Below are 22,305 nucleotides of genomic sequence, written 5' to 3'. Positions count from 1 at the left end.
GACTGCCGAAAGGGAGCGTCATCGGTGGATCTCGGTGCCGACGCCGACGTCGGTGAAGATTTCGAGGAGAACCGCGTGGAGCACCCGGCCGTCGATGATGGAGGCCTTCTTGACCCCCTCGGTGATGGCGTCGACGCAGCAGGTCACCTTGGGGATCATGCCGCCGGTGATGACCTTGCCGTCGATGAGGCGCGGCACGTCGTCGAAGGGGATGCTCGAGAGGAGCTTCCCGTCGGTATCCTTCACCCCCTCCACGTCGGTGAGGAGGATCAGCTTCTCGGCCCGCAGTGCGCCGGCCACCCGTCCGGCCACGAGGTCGGCGTTGATGTTGTAGCTCTCGCCGTGCTCCCCCACCCCCACCGGGGCGATGACCGGGATGAACTTGCCGTGCTCCAGGGTCTGGATCAACTCCTGGTTCACCTTCACCACGTCTCCGACGAAGCCGATATCGACCTTCTCCACGGTGCCGTCGTCGTGCTTCACCTCCTGGAGGAGCTTTTCGCACTGCAGGAGACTTCCGTCCTTTCCGGAGAGCCCCACCGCCCGGCCGCCGTGCTGGTTCAGGTATCCGACCACTTCCGTGTTCACCTGGCCGGTGAGGACCATCTCCACCACCTGCATGGTGGCGGCGTCGGTGACCCGCATCCCCTTCACGAATTCGGAGACGATGCCGTAGCGCTTGAGGGTCTCGTTGATCTGGGGACCGCCGCCGTGGACGACGACGGCGTTGATGCCGAGGGACTTGAGGAGGATCACGTCGAGGGCGAAGGACTCCTTCAGGGCCTCGTCGGCCATGGCGTGTCCGCCGTACTTGATGACGATGGTCTTGCCGGAGAAGCGCCTGATGTACGGAAGCGCCTCCATCAGGGTGTTGGCTTTTTCGATGAGGTGCTGCATCGGGTTGGGCCTCCCGTGACGGTGGGATAGGGGCGGGAACTGGTTTCGCAAAGGAGCAACTATAGCAGAAAGAGGGTAATAATCAACAGGAAAGAGGGGTTGCGGCCGCCCCCCCGAGGGGGAGGCAGGTCAGTCGGCCGCGGGTGCCCCGTGGGGAATGAGGAGGGAAAGAGCGGTCCCGACCCCCGGCTCGCTCTCCACGGTTATCGTGCCGTCGTGGAGCTTGACGAACTCGCGGGCATAGAAGAGCCCGAGGCCGAAGCCCCGGATCTGGCCGGCCCCGTCGGGGTCCACCTGGTAGAACTTCTCGAAGATCTTCGGCAGCTCCTCCCGGGGAATCCCCATGCCGGTGTCCGTGACGGTGAGCCGGCAGTCATCCCCCTCCTGCTTGAGGGAAAGGGTCACGGTGCCGGTTTCGCGGGAAAACTTGTACGCATTGTCGATCACCTGGCCGATGGCGAAGGCGATCTTCTCCCGGTCGAGGGAGAGGGGGGGAAGGGGATCCAGGTCGAAGACGGTCTTGACCCCCGGCTTGGCGGCCGCCTCCGGGGAGGAGCAGACGATGCCGCGGACCAGATCGTTCAGGGCGCACGGCTCCCGGAGGACCCCTTCGTCGGCATCCATGAAGCGGCTGAAGGCGAGGAGCTCCGTCACCAGCGACTCCAGGTAGCGGGACTGGCCGCAGATCAGCTCCAGGTTCCGGCGCGACTCGGGGTCGTGGGGGTCGTAGATCCCCCCCGCCAGGTTCTGGAGGAAGAGGGAGATGGTGGTGAGGGGGGTGCGGAACTTGTGGGAGATGAGGGAGAGGAAGTTGCTCTTGAGCCGGTCCATGCTCCTGAGGTTGGCGATCTCCTCCTTGAGGGCCTTCTTGTCCAGGGCCTTGTCCACCGCCGTCTTGAGCTGGAGAAGGTTCAGGGGCTTGGTGATGAAATCGTCGGCGTCGGCCTTGAGGGCGTTGAGGATGATCTCCTTCTCGGCATAGCCGGTCATGACGATCACCACCAGGGTCGGCTCCAGCTCCTTGAGCCGGCGCAGCAGTTCGATGCCGTTCAGCTTCGGCATCATGACATCGGTGAGGATCACATCGATCCCCCCCTTTTCAAAGAGGCGCAGGGCCTCCTCGCCGTCGCCCGCCTGCAGTACCTGGTACCCCTTGAGGGCCTTGGCGCAGAGGTCGCGGATGACCGCTTCGTCATCCACGACGAGGATCGACTTCGTGCTCCGTTCCGCCTGGTATCTCGTCACGACATCCATGGGAGCTCCCCAGCCTTCCGTTCAGTTCGTTATGCCTGCCCCACCAGGCAGTACACCTGCTCCAGGGCCTCGGCCAGCCGGGCGGGATCGCTGCCGCCGGCCTGGGCCAGCTCGGGCTTCCCGCCACCGCTCCCGCCGATGACCGGCGCCAGCTGGCGAATGAGGTCCCCCGCCCGGAGGCGTCCCGTCAGGTCCTTCGTCACCGCCACGAGGAGGTTCGCCTTCCCCTCCTTCTCACACCCCAGGGCCACCACGCCGGAGCCGACGCGGTCCTTGAGGGTGTCGGCCAGCTCCCGCAGTTTCTTCGGGTCGTCGATCTCCACCTGCACTGCCAGGACCTTCACCCCCCCCACTTCCCGGATGTCGGCGAGGAGGTCCGCCGACCGGGCGGCGTTGAGTTTCCCCTGGAGCGTCTCAAGCTCACGCTGCATCTCCTTCTGGCGGGCGAGAAGCTTCTGGAGCCGGCCGAGGTTGTCCCCCCCTTCGGCCTTGATGAGGGCCGCCACCTGGCGCCGCTCCTCCTCCAACTCCTGCACGTGGCGAAGGGCGGCCGCGCCGGTCAGCGCCTCGATCCGGCGCACCCCGGCGGCAATCCCCGCCTCGGAGAGGACCTTGAAAAAGCCGATGTCGCCGGCGGCCCGGACGTGGGTCCCGCCGCAGAGCTCGGCGCTCACCTCGCCGACCTTCACCACCCGGACCCGGTCGCCGTACTTCTCGCCGAAGAGGGCCGTGGCCCCGCTCTCCATCGCCTCGTCGACGGCCATCTCCCGGGCCCGGACCTCGTCGTTCCCCATGATGAAGGCGTTGACGATCTCCTCCGCCCGGCGGATCTCCTCCGGGGTCAGGGCGGTGAAGTGGGTGAAGTCGAACCGGAGCCGCTCCGGCGCCACCAGGGAGCCCGCCTGCTTCACGTGGTCGCCGAGGACCTGGCGGAGCGCCGTCTGCAGGAGGTGGGTGGCGGTGTGGTTGCGGGCCGTGGCGTCGCGCTCGGCACCCGCCACCTTCAGATCGCACGCCTCGCCGGCCGTCAGGGCCCCCTCCACCACCGTCCCCCGGTGGATGATCAGATCGGGATAGGGACGGAGGGTCTCGGTCACCCGCACATGGGCACTGCCGGTGGAGATGGTGCCGGTATCCCCCGCCTGGCCGCCGGACTCGCCGTAGAAAGGGGTCTTGTCGGTAATGATCTCGATCTCATCCCCCGTCTTCGCCCCGGAGACCTCGGCGCCGCCGCGGAGCAGGGCGGTGATGGTCCCGTAGCTGCTCTTCTCGTCGTAGCCGACGAAGGCGCTCCGGAGACCGCGGTGATAGAGCTCCTTGTGGACCGCGGCGATCCCCTCCTCACCGGACCCCTTCCAGTGCTCGCGGGCCTGCTCCCGCTGGCGCTCCATGCACGCCTCGAACCCTGCCTCGTCGATGGTGAACCCTTCGCTCTCCACGATGTCGGCGGTGAGGTCGGTGGGAAAGCCGTAGGTGTCGTAGAGGCGGAAGAGGATCTCGCCCGGAATGACGTTTTTCCCTTCCTTCCGGAGGGAGCCCACCTCGTCGTTGAGGATCCGCAGGCCATTGTCGAGGGTCTCGGCGAAGCGCTCCTCCTCGGCCCGGATCACCTTTTTGATGTACTCCTCCCGCTCCAGGAGCTCGGGGTAGGCATCGGCCATGATGGCGTTCACCGCGTCCACGGTCCGGTAGAGGACCGGCTCGGCAAAACCGAGCATCTTGGCGTGGCGGGCGGCCCGGCGCATGATCCGGCGCAGGACGTAGCCGCGCCCCTCGTTGGAGGGGAGGACCCCGTCGCAGATCAGGAAGGTGGTGGCCCGGGCGTGGTCGGCGATGACCCGCATGGAGACGTCGTCCTTGTCGCTGTCGCGGTAGCGTTTCCCCGCCAGCCGCTCCACGTGCCGGATGATCCCCTGGAGGAAGTCGGTGTCGTAGTTGGACTTCACCCCCTGCATGACGGTGGAGATCCGCTCCAGCCCCATGCCGGTGTCGACGGAAGGCTTGGGGAGGGGGGTGAGGGTACCGTCGGCGGAGCGGTTGAACTGCATGAAGACGTTGTTCCAGATCTCCATGTAGCGGTCGCAGTCGCACCCCACGGCGCAGTCGGGGCTGCCGCACCCGACCTCGGGGCCGTTGTCCCAGAAGATTTCGCTGCAGGGGCCGCAGGGGCCGGTGTCACCCATGGACCAGAAGTTGTCCTTCTCGCCGAAGCGGTAGATCCGCTCCCGGGGAACCCCCTCCTGCCGGTGCCAGATGTCGGCCGCCTCGTCATCGTCGGTGTAGACCGTCACGTAGAGGCGCTCCTTGTCGAGCCCCAGCTCCTTGGTCAGGAATTCCCAGGCAAAGGCGATGGCTTCCTTCTTGAAGTAGTCGCCGAAGGAGAAGTTGCCGAGCATCTCGAAGAAGGTGTGGTGGCGGGCGGTGCGCCCCACGTTCTCCAGGTCGTTGTGCTTGCCGCCGGCCCTGACGCACTTCTGGGACGAGCAGGCCCGGACGTAATCCCGCTTCTCCAGGCCGAGGAAGGTGTCCTTGAACTGGTTCATGCCGGCGTTGGCAAAGAGGAGGGTCGGGTCGTTCTTCGGGATGAGGGGGGAGCTCGGGACGACGGCATGGCCGCGGTCGGCGAAAAACTTCAGGAATCTGGCGCGTATCTCTTTTCCGGTCATCGGTTCCTCTGTCAGTGGTGATCTGGTCGTGTCAATCTTCTGCGGGCTCCCGCAGGGCCTCCAGGATGGCGGAGAGGGAAAAGCCCCGGCGCTGCAGCCAGCCGACGATCCGCCGCTTCTCCCGCGGGTCGCCCCCCTCGGCCGCAAAGCGGGGGAACTTCCGGGAAAGGAGAGCGGTCACGGCACCCCGCTCGTCGTAATCGCCGGCCGCCGCGTGGAGAACCTCGTCGGCGATGGCGCGGGGAATCCCCCGCCGCTGCAGCTCCAGGCGGAGCCGGGCTCCGGCCATCCGGCCGCCGGCAAGCGCCGCCTCGACGATCCGGACGGCGAGGCGGCGGTCGTCGAGATAGCCGAGCTCCCGGAGGCGGGCGACGATCCGGGCGATCTCCTCTTCGTCGTCCACCGTGCGCCGCAGCTTGCGGGCGAGCTCCGCCTCGGCGTGGTCACGGCGGGAGAGGAGGTCAACGGCATGGGACAATCCGCTGCGCTCCCGGCCCATCTAATATTTTTCGATGCCGGGCCCCTCTTCCGCGGCGGGGGGTTCCTCGTCGTGGACGAACTGGTCCCAGGTGCTGTCGGAGGTGGAGGAGATCCCCGAGACCTTCAGAGCGAAATCGTCCGGGTTGGAGGACTGGCGCAACGCCTCGTCGTAGGTGATGAGCTTCTGAGTGTAGAGCTGCATGAGCGACTGGTCGAAGGTCTGCATTCCGTAGGAGGTGACCCCCTGGGCGATGGCCTCGGGGAGGAGCTTCGTCTTGTCCTTGTCGTCAATGTACTCCCGGACCCGGGCCGTGCCGATCATGATCTCGACGGCGGGGACCCGCCCCTTGCCGTCGGCCCGCGGCACAAGCCGCTGGGAGATGACCCCCTTGATGACGCCGGCCAGCTGGATCCGGATCTGCCGCTGGTGGAACGGCGGGAAGACGGAGATGATCCGGTTGATGGTCTCGGTGGCGTCCAGGGTATGCAGCGTCGACATGACGAGATGCCCGGTCTCGGCGGCGTGCATGGCGGTCTCAATGGTCTCCATGTCCCGCATCTCGCCGACCAGGATGACGTCGGGGTCCTGGCGGAGGGCCCCCTTGAGCGCCGTGGCGAAGGAGAGTGTGTCGAACCCCACCTCCCGCTGGGAGAGGATGCTTTTCTTGTCGCGGTGGAGAAACTCCACCGGGTCCTCGACGGTGATGATGTTGCAGGTGCGGTGCTCGTTGATGTAGTCGATCATGGCGGCCAGGGTGGTGGACTTGCCGCTTCCCGTGGTGCCGGTGACGAGGATGAGCCCCCGCTCCTCCATGGCGAGCTTCTTGATGGCCGGTGGGAGGGTCAGGTTCTCGATGGAGGGGATCCCGAAGGGGATGAAGCGAAAGACCATGGCGACGGTGCCGCGCTGGGAGTAGACGCTCACCCGGAAACGGCCGAGCCCCGGCACGCCGTAGGCGGTGTCGCACTCGAAGTTCTCTTCGAAGATCCGCTTCTGGCGGTCGTTCATGATGGCAAGCGCCATGGCACGGACCTGGTCCGGCGCAAGGCGCGGGGCGTTGGGGATCGGCCGCAGCCGGCCGTCGATCCGGACCACCGGCGGAAGCCCCGTCTTGATATGGATATCGGACGCTTTCGCCTTGACCGCTATAGCAAGGATATCATTGAGCTCCATGGCTTAGGCCTGGGCCTCCTTCGCCCCCGGGCGGGCCATGCCGGCCGCCTCGTAGAGTTTTGCCTCGATCTCGGCCACCAGTTCCGGGCGCTCCCTGAGGAAGGTCCGGGCGTTCTCGCGCCCCTGGCCGATCCGCTCCGAGCCGTAGGAGAACCAGGCGCCGCTCTTGTCGATGATCTTGCGGTCCACCGCCAGGTCGAGGATGTCGCCGAGGCGGGAGACCCCCTCGCCGTAGTAGATGTCGAACTCCACTTCCTTGAACGGCGGCGCCACCTTGTTCTTCACCACCTTCACCCGGGTGCGGGAGCCGACCACCGCGTCCCCCTGCTTGAGGGTGGCGATCTTGCGGATGTCGAGGCGAACCGAGGCGTAGAACTTGAGGGCGTTGCCGCCGGTGGTGGTCTCGGGGTTGCCGAACATGACGCCGATCTTCATCCGGATCTGGTTGATGAAAATGACGCAGCAGTTGGACTTGGAGATGATGCCGGTGAGCTTGCGCAGCGCCTGGGACATGAGCCGCGCCTGGAGGCCGACGTGGGAATCCCCCATCTCTCCCTCGATCTCCGCCTTGGGGACCAGGGCCGCCACCGAGTCGATGACGAGGACGTCAACGGCGCCGCTGCGCACGAGCATCTCGGTGATCTCCAGGGCCTGCTCGCCGGTGTCGGGCTGGGAGACGAGGAGATCATCGGTCTTGACCCCGAGCTTGCGGGCGTAGCCGATGTCCAGGGCGTGCTCCGCATCCACGAAGGCGGCGATCCCCCCCATCTTCTGGGCCTCGGCGGCGATATGGAGGGCGAGGGTCGTCTTGCCCGACGATTCGGGGCCGTAGATCTCGATCACCCGGCCGCGGGGGACCCCTCCGACGCCGAGGGCGAGGTCGAGGGAAACCGAGCCGGTGGGGATGGCGGCAATGTCGGGGAGGGCCTCTTCGGCGCCGAGGCGCATGATCGCCCCCTTGCCGAACTGCTTTTCTATCTGGCTGAGCGTCAGCTCGATGGCCTTCTCACGGTCCTGGGTCACAGTGGTCTCCTCGCGGGGCGCCCGTCGCGGCGGCGCAAAATGTGGTGCATGTTAAAGTTGATCAGAAATATCACAGGTGTTTCGCCTTTTTCAATGGGTATCTTCGGAGAGCCACCCCTGCCCGATGGCGCGTCAATCCTCCTCCGCCACCCCTTCGCCGACCGCGCTCCACTCCCCCCCGCCGGCAAAGGGGAGCGGCTCCTGCCGTGGCCCTCCCTCCAGGGGGATGAGCACGTAAAAGGCGCTCCCGAATCGGGCATCGGGGTCGATGCCGGGGCTCTCCATCCAGACCATGCCGCCGTGGGCCTCCACCATCCCCTTCACAATGGCGAGGCCGAGCCCCGTCCCCTTCCCCTGGAACTTGTGCTTGCCGCTGGAATGGTGCCGGATCTCCCCGATCTCGTAGAACTTGTCGAAGATCTTCACCTGCTCGTTCGGACTCACCCCGATGCCGTTGTCCCGGACCTCCACCTCCAGGTAGCCGTGGTCTCCCATCTGGGCATAGAAGCCGGCGTTGAACCGGCCGAGGATCTCCCTCTTCGCCGCCAGGGCCCGCCGATCCACCACCCGCGCGGAGATGAAGATGGTCCCCCCGTCCGGGGTGAACTTGACCGAATTCTCCAGGAGTTCCGTGAAGATCTCCTCCAGGCATTCCCGGTCGCCGCTGCAGTAGGGAAGCCGCTCCAGGTTGCTGTGGACGACCTTGAGCCCCCGCTCCTCCAGCATCGGCGCCAGGGAGGCGATGACGTGGTCGACGATCTGGGAGAGGTGGATGGCCGTCGTCGTCACCGCAGCGCCGGTGGCTTCGAGGCGGGTCAGCTTGAGGATGTTGTCGACGATCTCGGAGAGCCGTTCTCCTCCCTGGTGGATCATGTCGAGGATACGGCGGGAGTCGGCATCCTGGTCGAAGGTGCGGGAGGAGATGAGGAACTCGGTGCCGCTCATGATGCTGGTGAGCGGCGTCCGGAATTCGTGGGAGATCATGCCGAGAAAGCTCGACTTCATCCGGTCGAGGCGCTCCAGCTCCTGGTTCGCCTGCTCCACAACCAGCAGGTTCGCCCGGAGGTGGTGCTGGGAGAGGGCGAGCTCGTGACTGCTCTTCTCCAGGAGGCGGAAGGAGCGGAGGAGCTCGTCGCTCTTCCACTTGAGCTCGTCGAAGAGCCGGGCGTGCTCGATGACGATCCCGATCTGGTCGGCGACGGAGAGGCAGAGCCGCATTTCTTCGTCGGTGAAGCGGCGTGCCTCGTCGCTCAGGAGATACATCACGCCGATCACCCGGTTGCGGGCCGAAAGGGGGACGCCGGCGAACCCCTTCGCCCCCTGGACCGCAGCCGGAGTGCATCCCGGCACGTCGGAGGCCGCCAGGTCCTCGTAGGCGAGCGGCGCCCGGAACGAGGCAACCCGTCCGAGGAGCCCCCCCTCTTTCTCCTCTCCCGCGAGCAGGGCGGCCACGCCGTCGGGGACGTTCAGCGTGGCGGCGGGCTTGAGCCTCCCCTCCTCCCGCCGCAGATGGATCCCCCCGCCGGACGCACCGAAGACATCCACCATCTCCCGGAGGGTGACGTCGAGCACCGTCTTCAGTTCCCGCTCCCGGTTGGCGTGGCTGATGATCCGGATCAGGGTGGAGAGCTCCCGGTTGCGCTGGCGGATTTCCCGCTCCGCCCGGTACTTGAAGGTAATGTCCCGGACGGTGACGTGGACGAGCCGCTCGTCACCCAGGTCAATGAGGCGGGCGTCCACCTCGCCGAAGAAGCGCTCGCCACTCTTGCGGCGGAAGGTGATCCGGTCGAGGCGCCCCCGTCCGCGGCGGGCCACCCGCATGACGAACGAAGCGAACCGTTCCTGCTCATCCTCGGGGATCAGGTCCTTCCCCCGCAGGGCAGCCATCTCTTCCCGGGAGTGACCGAGGAGGTCGACCCCCCGCCGGTTCACCTCCACGAGGATGCCGCTGTCGGCATTGAAGACGAAGATGGCGACGCCGGCCCCCTCCAGGAGGCTGCGGTAACGGCGGGCCGTCTTGTCCAGCTGCCGCTCCACCTCCATCAGCTCGGCGAGGTGGGACGCCTCCTCCTCGTTCTTTCCCCGGCGGTAGCTGAACGCCATGAAACCGGAGCAGGTAACGGCAAGGAGCGCCACGAGGCCGAGGAGATCCAAGAGGGGGGAGGTTTGCCGGTAGACGACGAAGACGCCGGCCAACACCCCCAGGACGAGCAGGGCAAAGAGCCCGACGACCACGATGGGGAGGCGCCGGGGAGGGAGATCTCTGCCGCCGGAGTCGGCCGGTGCTCCCCCGGAGGGGGGAGGCGAAGGACGCGGAACGAATTCTCTCAGCATGACAGGAGCCACCTTCTGAGCCAATCCATGGCCGTCACCGCCGTGATCGTCCTGATTTTTTCCCGGTCGCCCGAGAAGCGGTACTGTTTGACCGTGCAGCCGGCGCGGTCGGCAAGGGCGAGGAAGACGGTCCCCACCGGCTTGTCGGGGGCTCCCCCGTCGGGGCCGGCGATGCCGGTGACCGCCAGCGCCACGTCGCTCCCGGCGAGGTCCCGCACCCCCCGGGCCATGGCCCGGGCCACCTCGGCGCTCACCGCCCCCTTCTCCGCCAGGAGGTCGTCGGAGACGTCCAGAAGCCGCGTCTTCGCCCCGTTGGCGTAGGTGACCGCACCGAGGAGGAAGTAGGCGGAGCTTCCGGCCAGATCGGTGATCCGCTTGGCGATGAGCCCGCCGGTGCACGACTCGGCCAGGGCCAGGGTCATCCCCTTTTCCCGGAAGAGCCGGGCCACCGCGGTATCGATGGTCTCATCCCCTTCCGCCACGATGAAGCCGGCAAGGCGCTCCCGGACCAGAGGAGCTGCGGCGGCGAGGAGCTCATCCACCACCGGGGCACCCTCCCCCTCTCCCCGCAGCTTCACCTCCACCAGCGGGTAGTTCACGCAGTAGGCGACGGTGAGCCCGGGGCGCGAGCGGTCGATGCCGGTGAGCCGGGCGCCGATCTCCGCCTCGGAAAGGCCGAAAATCGACAGGACCAGGGTCCGGACGCTCCGCCGCTCCGTCCGCCGGGAGAGGATGAGCGGCAGAACCGAGTCGGCGAACATCCGCGTCATCTCGGCGGGGACGCCGGGGAGAAAGACGAGGAGCGCGCCACCGTGGACGAGATGGAAACCGCTGGCGGTGCCGGCGGCGTTCGGAATGATCCCCGCCTTGGCCGGCAAGAGGCACTGCCGCTCGTTGGCCGGGTGCATCTCCCTCCCCCGCCGGTCGAAAAACTCCCGCAGCCGCGCCAGGGCCTCCTCGTTCAGGACGAGGCGCCGGCCGGTGGCCTGGGCCGCTCCCCGGGCGGTGACGTCGTCGTCGGTGGGGCCGAGCCCCCCGGTGACGACAACGGCGTCGTGCTCCGCCGCCAGACTCTCCAGGGCCGCGGCGATCTCGTCCTCGTCGTCCCCCACCGTCAGGTGCCGCCGCACCGGCACCCCCGCCCCGTAGAGGCGCCCCGCCAGCCACGACGCGTTGGTGTCGGTAACCTCGCCGAAGAGGAGCTCGTCGCCGATGGAGAGGGTGGCTATCCTCACATCAGCCTCAAGGCCAGATGGAGCACCGCACAGGCATACACCCCAGCCGCCACGTCGTCGAGGACGACCCCCCAGCCGTTCTTCACGCTCCGGTCGAAGTAGCGGGCCGGCGGGATCTTCACCACGTCAAAGAAGCGAAAGAGGAAGAAGCCGAGGAGAACGCTCTGCCAGTGGGCCGGCGCCGCCGTCATGGTGACGAGGTACCCCGCCACCTCGTCGATGACGATCCGCCCCGGATCCTTGGCGTCGTAAATCTCCTCCGCCCGCCCCGAGATCCAGGCGGCGAAGAAGATGAACGCCACGGTGGTAAGGAGGTAGAGCGGCAGCGGCAGCCGCGCCAGGACGAGGTAGAAGGGTATGGCGCCGAGGGTTCCCACCGTCCCCGGTGCGAAGGGGGAGAGACCGGTCCCGCACCAGGTGGCGGCGCCGGTGACAAATGCTCTCATCACAGGGCAGCCTCCCGCTCGACGATCCGGTAGACCTCCGCCAGCGGCATCCCCCGCTCCGCGGCGATCCGACGGCACTCCTCGTACTCGGGGGCGACCCGGACCAGCCCCTCGCCGTCGCGGAGCACCTTCACCCGTACCGGCCCCAGGGAGGTCTGGCGCTCTTCGATCTCCCGCCGGAGCTTGACGCGCTGCACCGGATAGGTGCGGACCCCGATGGCCGTGGTCTCCCGCAGGATTAACCCCGCGAGACTTTCGAGCCGCTCCGGGGGAGCGACGACGGTGAGCCGGACGCCGGGGCGGTTCTTCTTCATCTGCAGCGGTGCGAAGGCGGCGTCCAGGGCCCCCTCCTCCAGGAGTCGCTCCAGCACGTAGCCGAGCAGCTCGGGGTTCATGTCGTCGATATGGGTCTCGATCACCTGCACCTCGTCACGGTCGAGCCCCGCCCCGCTCTCGCCGAGGAAGGCCCGCACGACGTTGGGGAGGTCGTCGAAGTCGCGGCTGCCGGCACCGCTGCCGACGGCCGCCACCGTCATGGCCGGCACCGGGCCGAAGCCGGTGGCCAGCGCCGCCAGGATCGCCGCGCCGGTGGGGGTGACCCGCTCCCCCGCCCCCGCCGCGCCGTGGACCGGGATTCCCCGCAGAAGCTCCGCCGTGGCGGGGGCCGGCACGGGGAGCCGGCCGTGGGCGCTCTCCACAAAGCCGCTCCCGAGGGGAAGGGGGGAGGCGTGGATGGCGTCGATCCCCAGGTAGTCGATGGCCGCGGCGGCGGCGACGATGTCGGCGATGGAGTCCACCGCCCCCACCTCATGGAAGTGGACCCGGCCGATCTCCACCCCGTGGACCTTGGCCTCGGCCTCGGCGAGGCGGAAGAAGATCCGCTGCGCCTTCTCCTTCACCCCCGGGGCCAGGGGGCTCTCCTCGATCATGGCGGCGATGTCGGCATAGTGGCGGTGGGGCTGGTGCTCTTCCACGCGGACCACGAAACGGGTGGCGGCGATCCCCTTGCGGCTCGTCTTCTCCACGGCCAGGGAGTAGCTCGAATGGGGGAGCGGGAGGGAGGCCACGGCGGCGCGCACCACCTCGAAGGGGACCCCCAGGTCGATGAGGGCGGCCACGGCCATGTCGCCGGCAATGCCGGCAAAACAGTCAAAATACAGTATCTTCATCACACGCCTATTCCCGGTTGATCATGCTTGCCGCCACGGCGGCGCCGAATCCGTTGTCGATATTAACCACCGTGACGCCGGCGGCACAGGAGTTGAGCATCCCGAGAAGCGCCGCGATGCCGCCGAAGGAGGCGCCGTAGCCGACGGAGGTCGGGACGGCGATCACCGGGCAGTTCACGAGCCCCCCCACCACCGAGGGGAGCGCCCCCTCCATCCCCGCCACCACGATCACCACCCGCGCCGCGAAGAGCGCCTCGCGGCGGGCCAGGAGGCGGTGGATCCCCGCCACCCCCACGTCGTAGAGGTGCTCGGCGGCGTTGCCGAGCATCCGGAGGGTGACGAGGGCCTCCGACGCCACGGGGAGATCGGAGGTGCCGGCCGAGACGACGAGGACCGTCCCCCGCCCCCGGGGCTCCACCGGCTTCTGCTCCAGGGTGAGGCAGCGGGCCTCGGCGTGGTGGCGGGCCTGTGGGAACGCCTCCCGGACCGCCAGCGCCTTCGCCTCGTCGATGCGGGTGACGAGGATGTTGTTTCCCCGCGCCGCCAGGGCGGCCATGATCCGCTCGATCTGGCCGACGCTCTTGCTCTCGCCGAAGATCACCTCGGGGAACCCCTGGCGGAGCGCCCGATGGTGGTCGACCATGGCGTCTCCCACATCCTCGAAGGGGAGATGGCGCAGGCGCTCCAGGGCCTCATCCTCGTCGAGGGTGCCGCTCTTGAACGCGCGCAGGAGTGTTTTCAGTTCTGTGGGATCCATGGTTCACCGCCCGGTAGCCTGATGTATTCTACCAGAAATATCATCAAATGCAGACGGTGGAAAGGGGTGAGTCTCGGGCGGGAGAAAAGGGGCGGCGGAACGTCCGGCCGGGGGGCGTCAGTCCCGCCCCTGACGGAAGCGGCTGCTGAACTGGGAATGGAGCCCGACGACAGGGGCGACCAGGGGGCGGATGAGGAAGGAGGCCCGCGGCGGCAGCAGGTCGAGTTCGGGCTTGAAGATGGAGATCAGCATGAGGACGACGAGGACGGCGGTCTGGGCAATGCCGAAGGAGACCCCGAGCTGGTAGGTCCGGGCATAGGCCCAGCTGTCGAAGACCGCCAGGCGGTTCAATCCCGCCAGCTCGGCCAGCTCCTGGAACCAGGGGCCGAGGAAGACAACCCCGAACAGGGTCGCCACGGCGGTGACGACCCACTTCACCACCACCCAGCGGTGGCGCAGGAACCCCCAGTTCGTGACGAGGCAGATGAGCCCCCCCGACGCGATGGTGCCAGCGACCCCCGGGGCGATGAGCCAGTTGTCGATGGTGCGGATGGCGTCGTTGAAGGCGAACAGTTCGTCGCCGTTGGCGGCCTGGCGGTCCTTGTAGAGGAGGACGAGGATCGCCTGGGCGCCGCCGATCCACATCATGGCGGAAAGGGTATGGATGTATTTGAGGAGCAACCGGGTCTGCTGGCCTGCCTGGAACTGCATGGGATACCCTCCGTGTCGGTCTTCCCGGCCGGGGGGCCGGGCGCCATCGATCTCACACGAAGGGATGGTGCAAGGGGAATTCCCGTATACACCCACAGGGAGTATACGGGAAAAATCTTCACATTATCATTGGTTATGAGGTGGGAAGGAAATGTCGAAAAACCACATCTGTGCCACCGGCGTCACGCGGCGTGTCACTGGCGGCACAACCGGTCCCCGACGGCGTGCTAATTATGCTCCCGGGTGGCGTGGAAGGTGAGCTCCTTCCAGTTCTCCATGGTGTTGTCGAGGCGCCACTGGGAGCCGGCGAGGTAGGCCAGGTTCCCCTCGCCGTCGATGTAGCAGCTCATCACCTCTTTCTTCTGGAACTCGTCCAGCTTCTTCCTCTCGCCGGTGACCCACCGGGCCGTGGCATAGGAGGCCGGCTCGTAGGTCGCCTTCACGTTGTACTCGTGCTCCAGCCGGTGCATGACCACGTCGAACTGGAGGAGGCCCACGGCGCCGACGATCCAGTCGGCCCCCATGAGCGGCCGGAAGACCTGGGTGGTCCCCTCCTCGGCCAGCTGCGTGAGCCCCTTCTCCAGGGCCTTGGACTTCAGGGGGTCCAGGAGCCGCACCTTCCGGAAATGCTCGGGGGCGAAGTTGGGGATGCCGGTGAACTTGAGGTCCTCCCCCTGGGTGAAGGTGTCGCCGATCTTGATGGTGCCGTGATTGTGGATGCCGATGATGTCGCCGGGGAACGCCTCGTCCACGTGGGTCCGGTCCTGGGCCATGAAGATGGTGGCGTTGGCGATGGCGACGTCGCGCCCGATCCGGACGTGGCGCACCTTCATCCCCCGGGTGAATTTGCCGGAACAGATCCGGAAGAAGGCGATCCGGTCCCGGTGGGCCGGGTCCATGTTCGCCTGGATCTTGAAGGCGAAGGCGGAGAAGGGCTCTTCGTACGGTGAGACGGTGCGGCTCACCGCCTCCCGGGGGAGGGGGGTCGGCGCGTGGTCCACGAAGGTGTCGAGAAGCTGCTGGACCCCGAAGGTGTTGATGGCGCTCCCAAAGAAGACCGGGGTCTGGAGGCCGGCCAGGTACGCCTCCTCCTCGAAGGGGTGGGCCGCCCCCTCCACGAGCTCCACGTCGGCGCGGAGCTCGTCGGCCTGGGAACCGAGGATCTCGTCGAGGCGCGGGTCGTCAAGGCCGGAGAGGGAGACGACGGTGCCGGTGCCGCGCTCGGCCTCGGCGTCGAAGATGACCAGTTCCTTGGTGTAGAGGTGGTAGGTGCCCCGGAAGCGCTTCCCCATCCCGATGGGCCAGGTCATGGGGGCGCACTGAATCCTCAAGACTTTCTCGATCTCGTCGATAAGTTCAAAAGGATCCCGCCCCTCCCGGTCGAGCTTGTTGACGAAGGTCATGATCGGGGTGTGCCGGAGCCGGCAAACGTCCAGGAGCTTGATGGTCTGGCTCTCGACCCCCTTCACGGAGTCGATGACCATGAGTGCCGAGTCGACGGCGGTGAGCACCCGGTAGGTATCCTCGGAGAAGTCGTTGTGGCCCGGGGTGTCCAGAAGGTTCACCTCGTAGTCGCGGTAGGTGAACTTCATCACCGACGAGGTGACGGAGATGCCGCGCTGCTTCTCCATCTCCATCCAGTCGGAGGTGGCGTGGCGCGCCGCCTTGCGGGCCCGGACCTCGCCTGCCTGCTGGATGGCGCCGCCGAACAGCAGCAGCTTCTCGGTGATGGTGGTCTTGCCGGCGTCGGGGTGACTGATGATGGCGAAGGTGCGCCGGCGGTCGATTTCCTGCTCGTTGTGTTTCTTCACGATCTGCTCCCTGCTATGCACTTAAGCTCTGAAAAACGCTGGACAAACGAAAGGCGAAGAGAATATCTTCGCCTGCACTGACTATACACGAAAGCGGCGGACCATTACAACCAAAAGAACGCCGCCGGAAACTTCCACCCCTCAAGGACGATGCCATGAACGATTCCTACCAGCTTACCCCCGTTGCCGACCCCCAGCAGGACCACCGGCAGATCCTCGAAACGCTCGCCGCCGTCGGGAAGGGGACCCTTGCCAACGACCTGCGGCTCCTCAACTACTACCAGTCGATCCCGGTCAACTACGGTGCCACGGTGGAGACCATCGAGGACGACACGGTGGAGCTCTCGGTGAACCAGCAGCAGGCGGTGGTCATGCATATCGAGAAGCAGACCGTCCTCAAGAGCAGCCACTTCCCCCATGACGTGCTGGCGGCCGTGAGCTACGTCAACGTCGACAAGTGCGTGGCGATCGTCACGAAGTTTGCCTACGCGGAAGTACGGGCCGAGCGGCGCCAGTTCGTGCGGGTAGAGGTGAAGGAGCGGATCGAGGGGACCTTCACCGCCCCCGGCGTAACGGTGGCGGGCACCCTCAATGACATATCCCTCGGCGGGGTGGCCCTGGTGGGCTCCCTGCCGAATCTCCCCGAGAGCGACATCGAGGGGACGGTGAGCCTGCGGCTCCCCGGCGGTCCCTTCGAAATCCGGGCCAAGCTCCTCCGCGTCATCGAAACGCCGGGAAAGACCCTCTTCATCATCGAGACCCGCCCCGGCGCCCAGGCCGAAAAGGCGATCTCCCAGTACATCTTCCAGCGGCAGGTGGAGATCATCAGGGAGCTGAAGGATTCGATCTTCTAATTACCGCCTGAAGAGGTAGCGGTCCACCGACCACGCCCCGCCGCCGGAGAAGAGCAGCGCCAGGGCCATCCCGAGGAGCGCCAGGGGGAACTCGATGCCGTGTCCCCGCCCCGGGACGCACGCAGCGTTGAGGAAGAAGCCGTTGGCCCAGTGGATCTTGTAGAGGGCCACCGCCATGACCGCCGCGATCCCGAATCCCGAGAGGCGGGTCAGGAAACCGCAGAGGACTCCGACGCCACCGCCGAATTCGGCGATGATGGCCAGCAGCGTGAAGATCGGCGGGATGCCGAGTTTATCCTCGAACGTCTTGAAGGTGGCGGTGAGCCCGTGGCCGCCGAAGGCGCCGAGAAGCTTCTGGGAACCGTGGGCGATGAAGATGGCGCCGAGCGGTATCCGCAGCGCGAGCAGCGCCAGGGAGTCGGCCGTGGCGCCCCAGTTCGTCCTGGCCATGAAAACCTCCGAAAATGTGCGTGCCGAAGCGGCTGTTCCCCGCCCGGCCGCTGCTATTCTTGCCACAAGAGCCGGTTGTTCGCAACAGAAACGATGCGCTCCCCCGCCCCCCTCCCCCCTGCTGTAAAATGGTTTGAGCTTCCGCCGCCGATTGAGGTATCATGAATCGTTGCAGCGCAGCCGCGGCTGCGCCCTTCATTTCATCTCAAGGAGCGTCACTGCCATGTTCTATCCCACCTTCAGGGCCCGCCGAATCCGGGGCAAAGAGGTCTTCCGCCGGATGGTCCGCGAAACCTCCCTCTCCGCCAACGACCTGATCTACCCGATGTTCTCCGCCTTCGGCACCGGGATCAGGAAAGAGATATCCTCCATGCCGGGGATCTACCAGCAGTCCATCGAACACATCGTCGAGGAGGCCCAGGAGGCGTACGAGCTCGGCGTGCCGGCGGTAATCCTCTTCGGCATCCCCGAGACGAAGGACGCGGTGGGAAGCGACGCCTACGCCGAGCACGGCATCATCCAGGAGACGATCCGGGCACTGAAGAAGCAGGTGCCGGGGCTCGCCGTCATCACCGACGTCTGCATGTGCGAGTACACCGACCACGGCCACTGCGGCATCATCAAGGATGGCGACGTGGACAACGACGAGACCCTGGAGCTCCTGGCGAAGGAGGCCCTCTCCCACGCCCAGGCCGGAGCCGACATGGTGGCCCCCTCCGACATGATGGACGGCCGGGTCATGGCGATCCGCGAGACCCTCGACAACAACGGCTACAAACATATCCCCATCATGAGCTATTCCGCCAAGTACGCCTCGGGGTACTACGGCCCGTTCCGGGAGGCGGCGGAATCGACGCCGCAGTTCGGCGACCGCCGCTCCTACCAGATGGATCCGGGGAACCGCCGGGAGGCGATCCGCGAGACCCGCATGGACGTGGAGGAAGGGGCCGACATCATCATGGTGAAGCCAGGGCTCCCCTATCTCGACATCCTCCGCGACCTCCGGGAGGAGTTCGACCTCCCCCTGGCGGTTTACAACGTCTCCGGCGAGTACAGCATGGTCAAGGCCGCCGCCCGCAACGGCTGGATCGACGAGGAACGGGTCATCATGGAGACGCTCCTCTCCTTCAAGCGGGCCGGCGCCGACCTGATCCTCACCTACCACGCCGTGGAGGCGGCACGGATGCTCAAGCGGGGATAGCCGCCGCTTTTGTGCTACACTGAAAAGGCCTGCCGGTTGGCGGGCCTTTTTCGTATCCGCTGACTCGTGAGTCCGGGGAGCCCGCCGGAGCGAATGTGTCCTGTTTCGTCGCCAATCCCGGCGAGTTGATCGGCCGAAGCAAAATGAGCCCTGGATTGGCAGAAATAGGGCACTTTGAGCGCAGGCGGGCTCCTCGGGCTCACGAACTCCCCCGCGAGGCACCCCATGAAGAAACGCCTCCCCTTCCGCTATCTGGAGCCGACCTTCTGCGCCGGACTCCTGGACGACCCGCTCCTCCTGGTGAACGTCCGCCCCCTGGGACGGGCGATCCTCTTCGACTGCGGCCAGCTCCACCACCTGGCGAAACGGGTCCTGAAATCCCTCGACGCGGTCTTCGTCAGCCACGCCCACATGGACCACTTCATGGGGTTCGACACCCTGGTCCGCCACATCCACGTCTCGCCCCGGACGGTGGAGCTCTTCGGCCCGCCGGACCTCGCCCGGAAGGTGGAGGCAAAGCTCGCCGGCTACGACTGGAACCTGACCGAACCGTACTGGTGCACCTTCCGGGTCCACGAGGTCCACCCCGGTCGCATCCTGAGCTTCACCTTTCCCGGCTCCGAAGGGTTTCCGCGCCACCCGGCCGGGGAACGGGAGCGGCACGGCGCCGAGATCTGGCGCAACGATTTCCTCACCGTGGCGGCGGAGCTCTGCGATCACAACGCCATCCCCACCCTCGTCTTCCGTATTTTCGAGCGCCCCGGCTTCTGGATCGACGGAGACAAGATGGCGGCGGCGGGGCTGGTGGCGGGAGAGTGGCTCCGGGAGCTGAAGCAGCGGTTCTACCGGGGGGAATTGGACGGGAAGGAGATCGCGGCGCCGCTCCGCGCGGCGACAGGGGAGGTGGCGTGGCGCTCCTTCGAGGGGCGCGGGCTCTTCGAGGCGATCCGCCGGGATCAGGAACAGGCCAGCATTGGCTACCTCACCGACATCGGCGCCAACGGGGGAAATCTGGCCACGGTGCGCCGCCTCCTCGACAGGGTGACGCTCCTCGCCTGCGAATGCTCCTTCCTGGCGGCGGACGTGGCCAAGGCGCGGAACTCCCACCACCTCTGCACGACGGACGTCTCCCTCCTCGCCCGGGAGCTCCGGCCGGCACATCTCCTCCCGATGCACCTCTCCAAGAGCTACAACACGAAGGGCCACCTCCTCTACGAGGAGCTGGCCCTTCCGCCGGAAACCCGGCTCATCCGCCTTCCCGAACACCTCACCCCCCGGCCGCTGCTGCCGGCGGAGTTTCCCCGGCTCGGGGGAGCATGATTTTTACTGGTACTGGATGTAGAGTGGCTTCGGGTGGAGCCGGAGCACATCCTGCGGGGTCAGGAGCGCGTCACCCTTCTTGGTGTCGTTGTGGTAGAAGAGCTTGAACCCGGTGTACTCCACCGGCTCGGCCACCACGTAATCCTTGTAGGAATCACGCTTCAGCCACGGGGCGCCCCACCCGTCCATGTTCATGACGATCTGCACCTCGGGGCGCAGCACGATGCTCCGGTAGTTGGTGAGGCCGTTGCGGGTGAAGCGGTGGACCGTCAGCACCTTGGGGGGAAGGTGATACTTCTTCACCAGGTCCCGCAGGTAGCCGGAGACATAGTTCACGTCCGCCGCGTCGTAGGTCCCGATCTTGGTCCCCGGCACCTTGCGGCTCTTGATCAGGTTGAATTCCGGGTCGATCCCGAGGTGGACGTCGGGGTTCTTCAGGATCCACTCGAAGTGCGGCAGGACGGTCCGGATGTCGTCGTGGCCGGTCTGGATGTCGATGAAGAGGAGGGCGTTCGCCTCCCGAGCCCAGCCGTACACCTGGCTCACGATGTTGTCCGGCATGATCATCCGGTACTTTCCGGCCTTCCCCGGCGCCCCCTGGGCCACCACCGCGATCAGATGGAGGGCCGGCTGCACCGGATGGGCGGGATCCGCCTTCTCCCACCGGGCCACCTCCCCCTTCAGCCGCCGCAGCATCTCGTCCTTCGGGTATTCTCCCAGAGCCCCCATCCGCTTCGACTGCGGATTGCCGTAGTAGGCGACGATCCGCTTCCGGGGGAGGATCGACCCCGGCAGGGGCTGCGGGCAGTTCACCGGCCAGCCGCAGCGCTCGGCAAAGCCGGGGTCCTCCCCTGCCTTGTACTTCACCTTCGACCGGGCACTGGTCACCGGCGCGAAGCTCCCCTTCTCCGGTGCCGGAACGGCACGCTTCGCCGAGGTGGCTACCGCCTGGACGGGAGGGGTGGGGGCGGGGCGGGGAGCCTTGTTGTCGGCGCACCCCGCCAGGACGAGGGGGAACGCAAGAAGAGCCAGCAGCGCGGCGGAACGGCGCCGCGCAGAGATCGAAAACCATCGGGGCATCGCGTAAAACTCCATCAAAAGGGGGGATTGACTCGTAAACGGAAGCCGCAGGGAGAGGGACCCTGCGGCTCGCACAGCCTTACTTACTAAGTACCATTTTTCGGCGGGAAAAGGGAATGGGTAACGTGGGGGGTGAACGAATTATTCCCCCGCCAGCCACCCCTCGATCCGGGCGAGCTCGCTTCCCCAGCCGTTTCCGAGGCGAAGCTCCAGGAAGGTGGCAAAGAGAGAGTCGAAGAGCTGGAGCCCCTCGTCCAGGACGAACATCTTCTCGTAGAACGCCGCCTCCTTTTCGCTCCGCTCGTCCACGGTCTCACCCTTCTCGACGGTCACCTTCGGCGTCTTGAGGGAGGCGAAGTGGAAGAGCTCACCCTTGAGGGTCATCTTCCAGATGTTCTCCTCCTTCTCCAGATAGAGGGTCGCCTCGGTGATCCGCTTCCCATTGGCAAGGGCGGTGAGGGCCTCGCGGAAGTGGTCCTGGGGCCCCGCCACGGTGATCTTCTGGGTCCCCGCCTCGCCGGCGCTCATCAGCACCAGCCGGTCGTTGAGATAGGCGACGAAGCGGTCGTCGGCCAGGGCCGGACCGGGACGGGTGACCCGGTACTCGGACGACTCGGTCATGGTCCGGTGGAGGAGCCAGAGGAGGAAGTCCCAGCCGAGCCACTGGTTGCTCCGGATGAGGTCGATGGCCGCCTCGGAAGTGGCCAGGTTGGCCCGCTCCAGGGAGGGCTTCAGCTCATCGGCCACCAGCGCCTCCGCCCGGGCGTAGGGGTGGATCGCCACCAGCCGCGCCCCCTCGAAGGTCTTCTTGAACTGGGCCTCGAAGAGCTCGATGATCGGTGCCGAGAGGGAGGTGAAGCTGATGATGCCGGTGCGGGTGTCCCAGACCGCGTCCCACGCCGAGGGGACCGGCAGGGTCTTGGCGAGGAGATTGACCCGCACCGCCTCCTTGAGCTCCTCGCGCTTCTGCTTCGGCACCCGGTTGAGGCCGGGATTGGCGGAGAGATGCTCGTGCTCGGCCACCTGGAGGTAGGCCTTGAGGAGGGCGGCCGGAAGCTTGCGCTGGTCGCGGCGCAGGGTGAAGACGGCGTGGTGGTCGCGCCAGAAGGCGGCCGGGACGTCGAAGCTCATCTGCCGGTGGTCGTCCAGGTGGACCCATCCCGTCGACTGCTCGGCGGCATTGTGGTCGATCGGCTCGAACGACTGCTTGGCGAGGTTCTCCGCGATCCAGGGGTAGAGATCGCCGGCGGGGAGATCGCCCGCGACCCGAAACTGGCAAATGGCGGTAGTGTTGGAGAGGATACCCATGGCAAGACTCCTTGGATGATTCGTTGAAAAGGGAACAGTAGATACACCGTTTCCTATGCCGAGGGCAAGCACTTTGTCCCGCAGAGGGGAGGGCCGGCCGCATGAAAAAAATTTAAAGCATTGCCACCTGCCGCC

Annotated in this window: 19 protein-coding genes; 3 read left to right on the top strand and 16 right to left on the bottom strand. The window is 66.6% G+C overall.

Features of this window, described 5'->3' with window-relative positions; all coding sequences use genetic code 11:
* Positions 1-18: 18 nt before the first annotated feature.
* From argB to GPICK_RS01380, 13 genes are all read right to left on the bottom strand, one after another.
* Positions 19-897: an acetylglutamate kinase gene (argB, locus tag GPICK_RS01440; protein ID WP_039739895.1), complete on the bottom strand. Its 879-nt coding sequence runs from the start codon at positions 895-897 to the stop codon at positions 19-21.
* 129 nt (positions 898-1,026) lie between these two features.
* Positions 1,027-2,151, bottom strand: a complete 1,125-nt coding sequence (locus GPICK_RS01435) for an ATP-binding response regulator (protein WP_039739892.1) — start codon at positions 2,149-2,151, stop codon at positions 1,027-1,029.
* A 29-nt stretch (positions 2,152-2,180) separates the two neighbouring features.
* Positions 2,181-4,817, bottom strand: a complete 2,637-nt coding sequence (gene alaS / locus GPICK_RS01430) for an alanine--tRNA ligase (RefSeq protein ID WP_039739889.1) — start codon at positions 4,815-4,817, stop codon at positions 2,181-2,183.
* A 31-nt stretch (positions 4,818-4,848) separates the two neighbouring features.
* The gene (locus tag GPICK_RS01425; protein ID WP_236685608.1) at positions 4,849-5,295 is read right to left on the bottom strand and encodes a regulatory protein RecX; all 447 of its coding nucleotides are present in this window, start codon (positions 5,293-5,295) and stop codon (positions 4,849-4,851) included.
* Between the two features lie 21 nt (positions 5,296-5,316).
* Positions 5,317-6,471 carry a type IV pilus twitching motility protein PilT gene (locus GPICK_RS01420; protein WP_039739882.1) on the bottom strand — a complete coding sequence of 385 codons (1,155 nt, stop codon included), beginning with the start codon at positions 6,469-6,471 and terminating at the stop codon, positions 5,317-5,319.
* 3 nt (positions 6,472-6,474) lie between these two features.
* Positions 6,475-7,494 carry a recombinase RecA gene (gene recA, locus GPICK_RS01415; RefSeq protein ID WP_039739879.1) on the bottom strand — a complete coding sequence of 340 codons (1,020 nt, stop codon included), beginning with the start codon at positions 7,492-7,494 and terminating at the stop codon, positions 6,475-6,477.
* Positions 7,495-7,626: 132 nt separating this feature from the next.
* Positions 7,627-9,828: a sensor histidine kinase gene (locus GPICK_RS01410; protein WP_084201312.1), complete on the bottom strand. Its 2,202-nt coding sequence runs from the start codon at positions 9,826-9,828 to the stop codon at positions 7,627-7,629.
* The gene (locus tag GPICK_RS01405; protein ID WP_039739875.1) at positions 9,822-11,063 is read right to left on the bottom strand and encodes a competence/damage-inducible protein A; all 1,242 of its coding nucleotides are present in this window, start codon (positions 11,061-11,063) and stop codon (positions 9,822-9,824) included. Before GPICK_RS01405 ends, GPICK_RS01410 begins: the two co-directional genes overlap by 7 nt.
* Positions 11,060-11,509, bottom strand: coding sequence for a phosphatidylglycerophosphatase A family protein (locus GPICK_RS01400; RefSeq protein WP_039739873.1), 450 nt, complete (start codon positions 11,507-11,509; stop codon positions 11,060-11,062). The genes GPICK_RS01405 and GPICK_RS01400 overlap by 4 nt, the downstream gene beginning before the upstream one ends.
* Positions 11,509-12,678 (bottom strand): nickel pincer cofactor biosynthesis protein LarC, encoded by a 1,170-nt coding sequence (larC, locus tag GPICK_RS01395; RefSeq protein ID WP_039739871.1) that lies wholly within the window; start codon positions 12,676-12,678, stop codon positions 11,509-11,511. The genes GPICK_RS01400 and larC overlap by 1 nt, the downstream gene beginning before the upstream one ends.
* A 7-nt stretch (positions 12,679-12,685) precedes the next feature.
* The gene (gene larB, locus GPICK_RS01390) at positions 12,686-13,435 is read right to left on the bottom strand and encodes a nickel pincer cofactor biosynthesis protein LarB (protein WP_039739869.1); all 750 of its coding nucleotides are present in this window, start codon (positions 13,433-13,435) and stop codon (positions 12,686-12,688) included.
* Positions 13,436-13,552: 117 nt separating this feature from the next.
* Positions 13,553-14,146, bottom strand: coding sequence for a DUF2269 family protein (locus tag GPICK_RS01385; protein WP_052263230.1), 594 nt, complete (start codon positions 14,144-14,146; stop codon positions 13,553-13,555).
* A gap of 227 nt (positions 14,147-14,373) precedes the next feature.
* The gene (locus GPICK_RS01380) at positions 14,374-15,957 is read right to left on the bottom strand and encodes a peptide chain release factor 3 (RefSeq protein WP_039739866.1); all 1,584 of its coding nucleotides are present in this window, start codon (positions 15,955-15,957) and stop codon (positions 14,374-14,376) included.
* A 155-nt stretch (positions 15,958-16,112) separates the two neighbouring features.
* On the opposite strand from GPICK_RS01380, the gene GPICK_RS01375 reads away from it, so the two are divergent.
* Positions 16,113-16,811 (top strand): PilZ domain-containing protein, encoded by a 699-nt coding sequence (locus tag GPICK_RS01375; protein WP_039739863.1) that lies wholly within the window; start codon positions 16,113-16,115, stop codon positions 16,809-16,811.
* On the opposite strand, the gene GPICK_RS01370 is transcribed toward GPICK_RS01375, so the two are convergent.
* The gene (locus GPICK_RS01370; RefSeq protein ID WP_039739861.1) at positions 16,812-17,261 is read right to left on the bottom strand and encodes a DoxX family protein; all 450 of its coding nucleotides are present in this window, start codon (positions 17,259-17,261) and stop codon (positions 16,812-16,814) included.
* Positions 17,262-17,484: 223 nt separating this feature from the next.
* Here GPICK_RS01370 and hemB point away from each other — a divergent pair, with 223 nt between their 5' ends.
* Together hemB and GPICK_RS01360 are read left to right on the top strand one after the other, a co-directional pair.
* On the top strand, positions 17,485-18,462 hold the full coding sequence (gene hemB, locus GPICK_RS01365; RefSeq protein ID WP_039739858.1) for a porphobilinogen synthase: 978 nt from the start codon (positions 17,485-17,487) through the stop codon (positions 18,460-18,462).
* A 225-nt stretch (positions 18,463-18,687) separates the two neighbouring features.
* Positions 18,688-19,782, top strand: a complete 1,095-nt coding sequence (locus GPICK_RS01360) for a ribonuclease Z (protein ID WP_039739855.1) — start codon at positions 18,688-18,690, stop codon at positions 19,780-19,782.
* A 3-nt stretch (positions 19,783-19,785) separates the two neighbouring features.
* Here GPICK_RS01360 and GPICK_RS01355 read toward each other — a convergent pair whose 3' ends face one another.
* Positions 19,786-20,862, bottom strand: coding sequence for a hypothetical protein (locus tag GPICK_RS01355; protein WP_039739853.1), 1,077 nt, complete (start codon positions 20,860-20,862; stop codon positions 19,786-19,788).
* 141 nt (positions 20,863-21,003) lie between these two features.
* Entirely contained in the window at positions 21,004-22,170 is a 1,167-nt protein-coding gene (gene rdgC, locus GPICK_RS01350) for a recombination-associated protein RdgC (protein WP_039739850.1), read from the bottom strand.
* Between the last annotated feature and the right edge of the window lie 135 nt (positions 22,171-22,305).

Origin of the sequence: Geobacter pickeringii (assembly GCF_000817955.1) — a bacterium.
Classification (GTDB): Bacteria; Desulfobacterota; Desulfuromonadia; order Geobacterales; family Geobacteraceae; genus Geobacter; species Geobacter pickeringii.
This window is presented reverse-complemented; position numbering and strand designations above follow the sequence as displayed.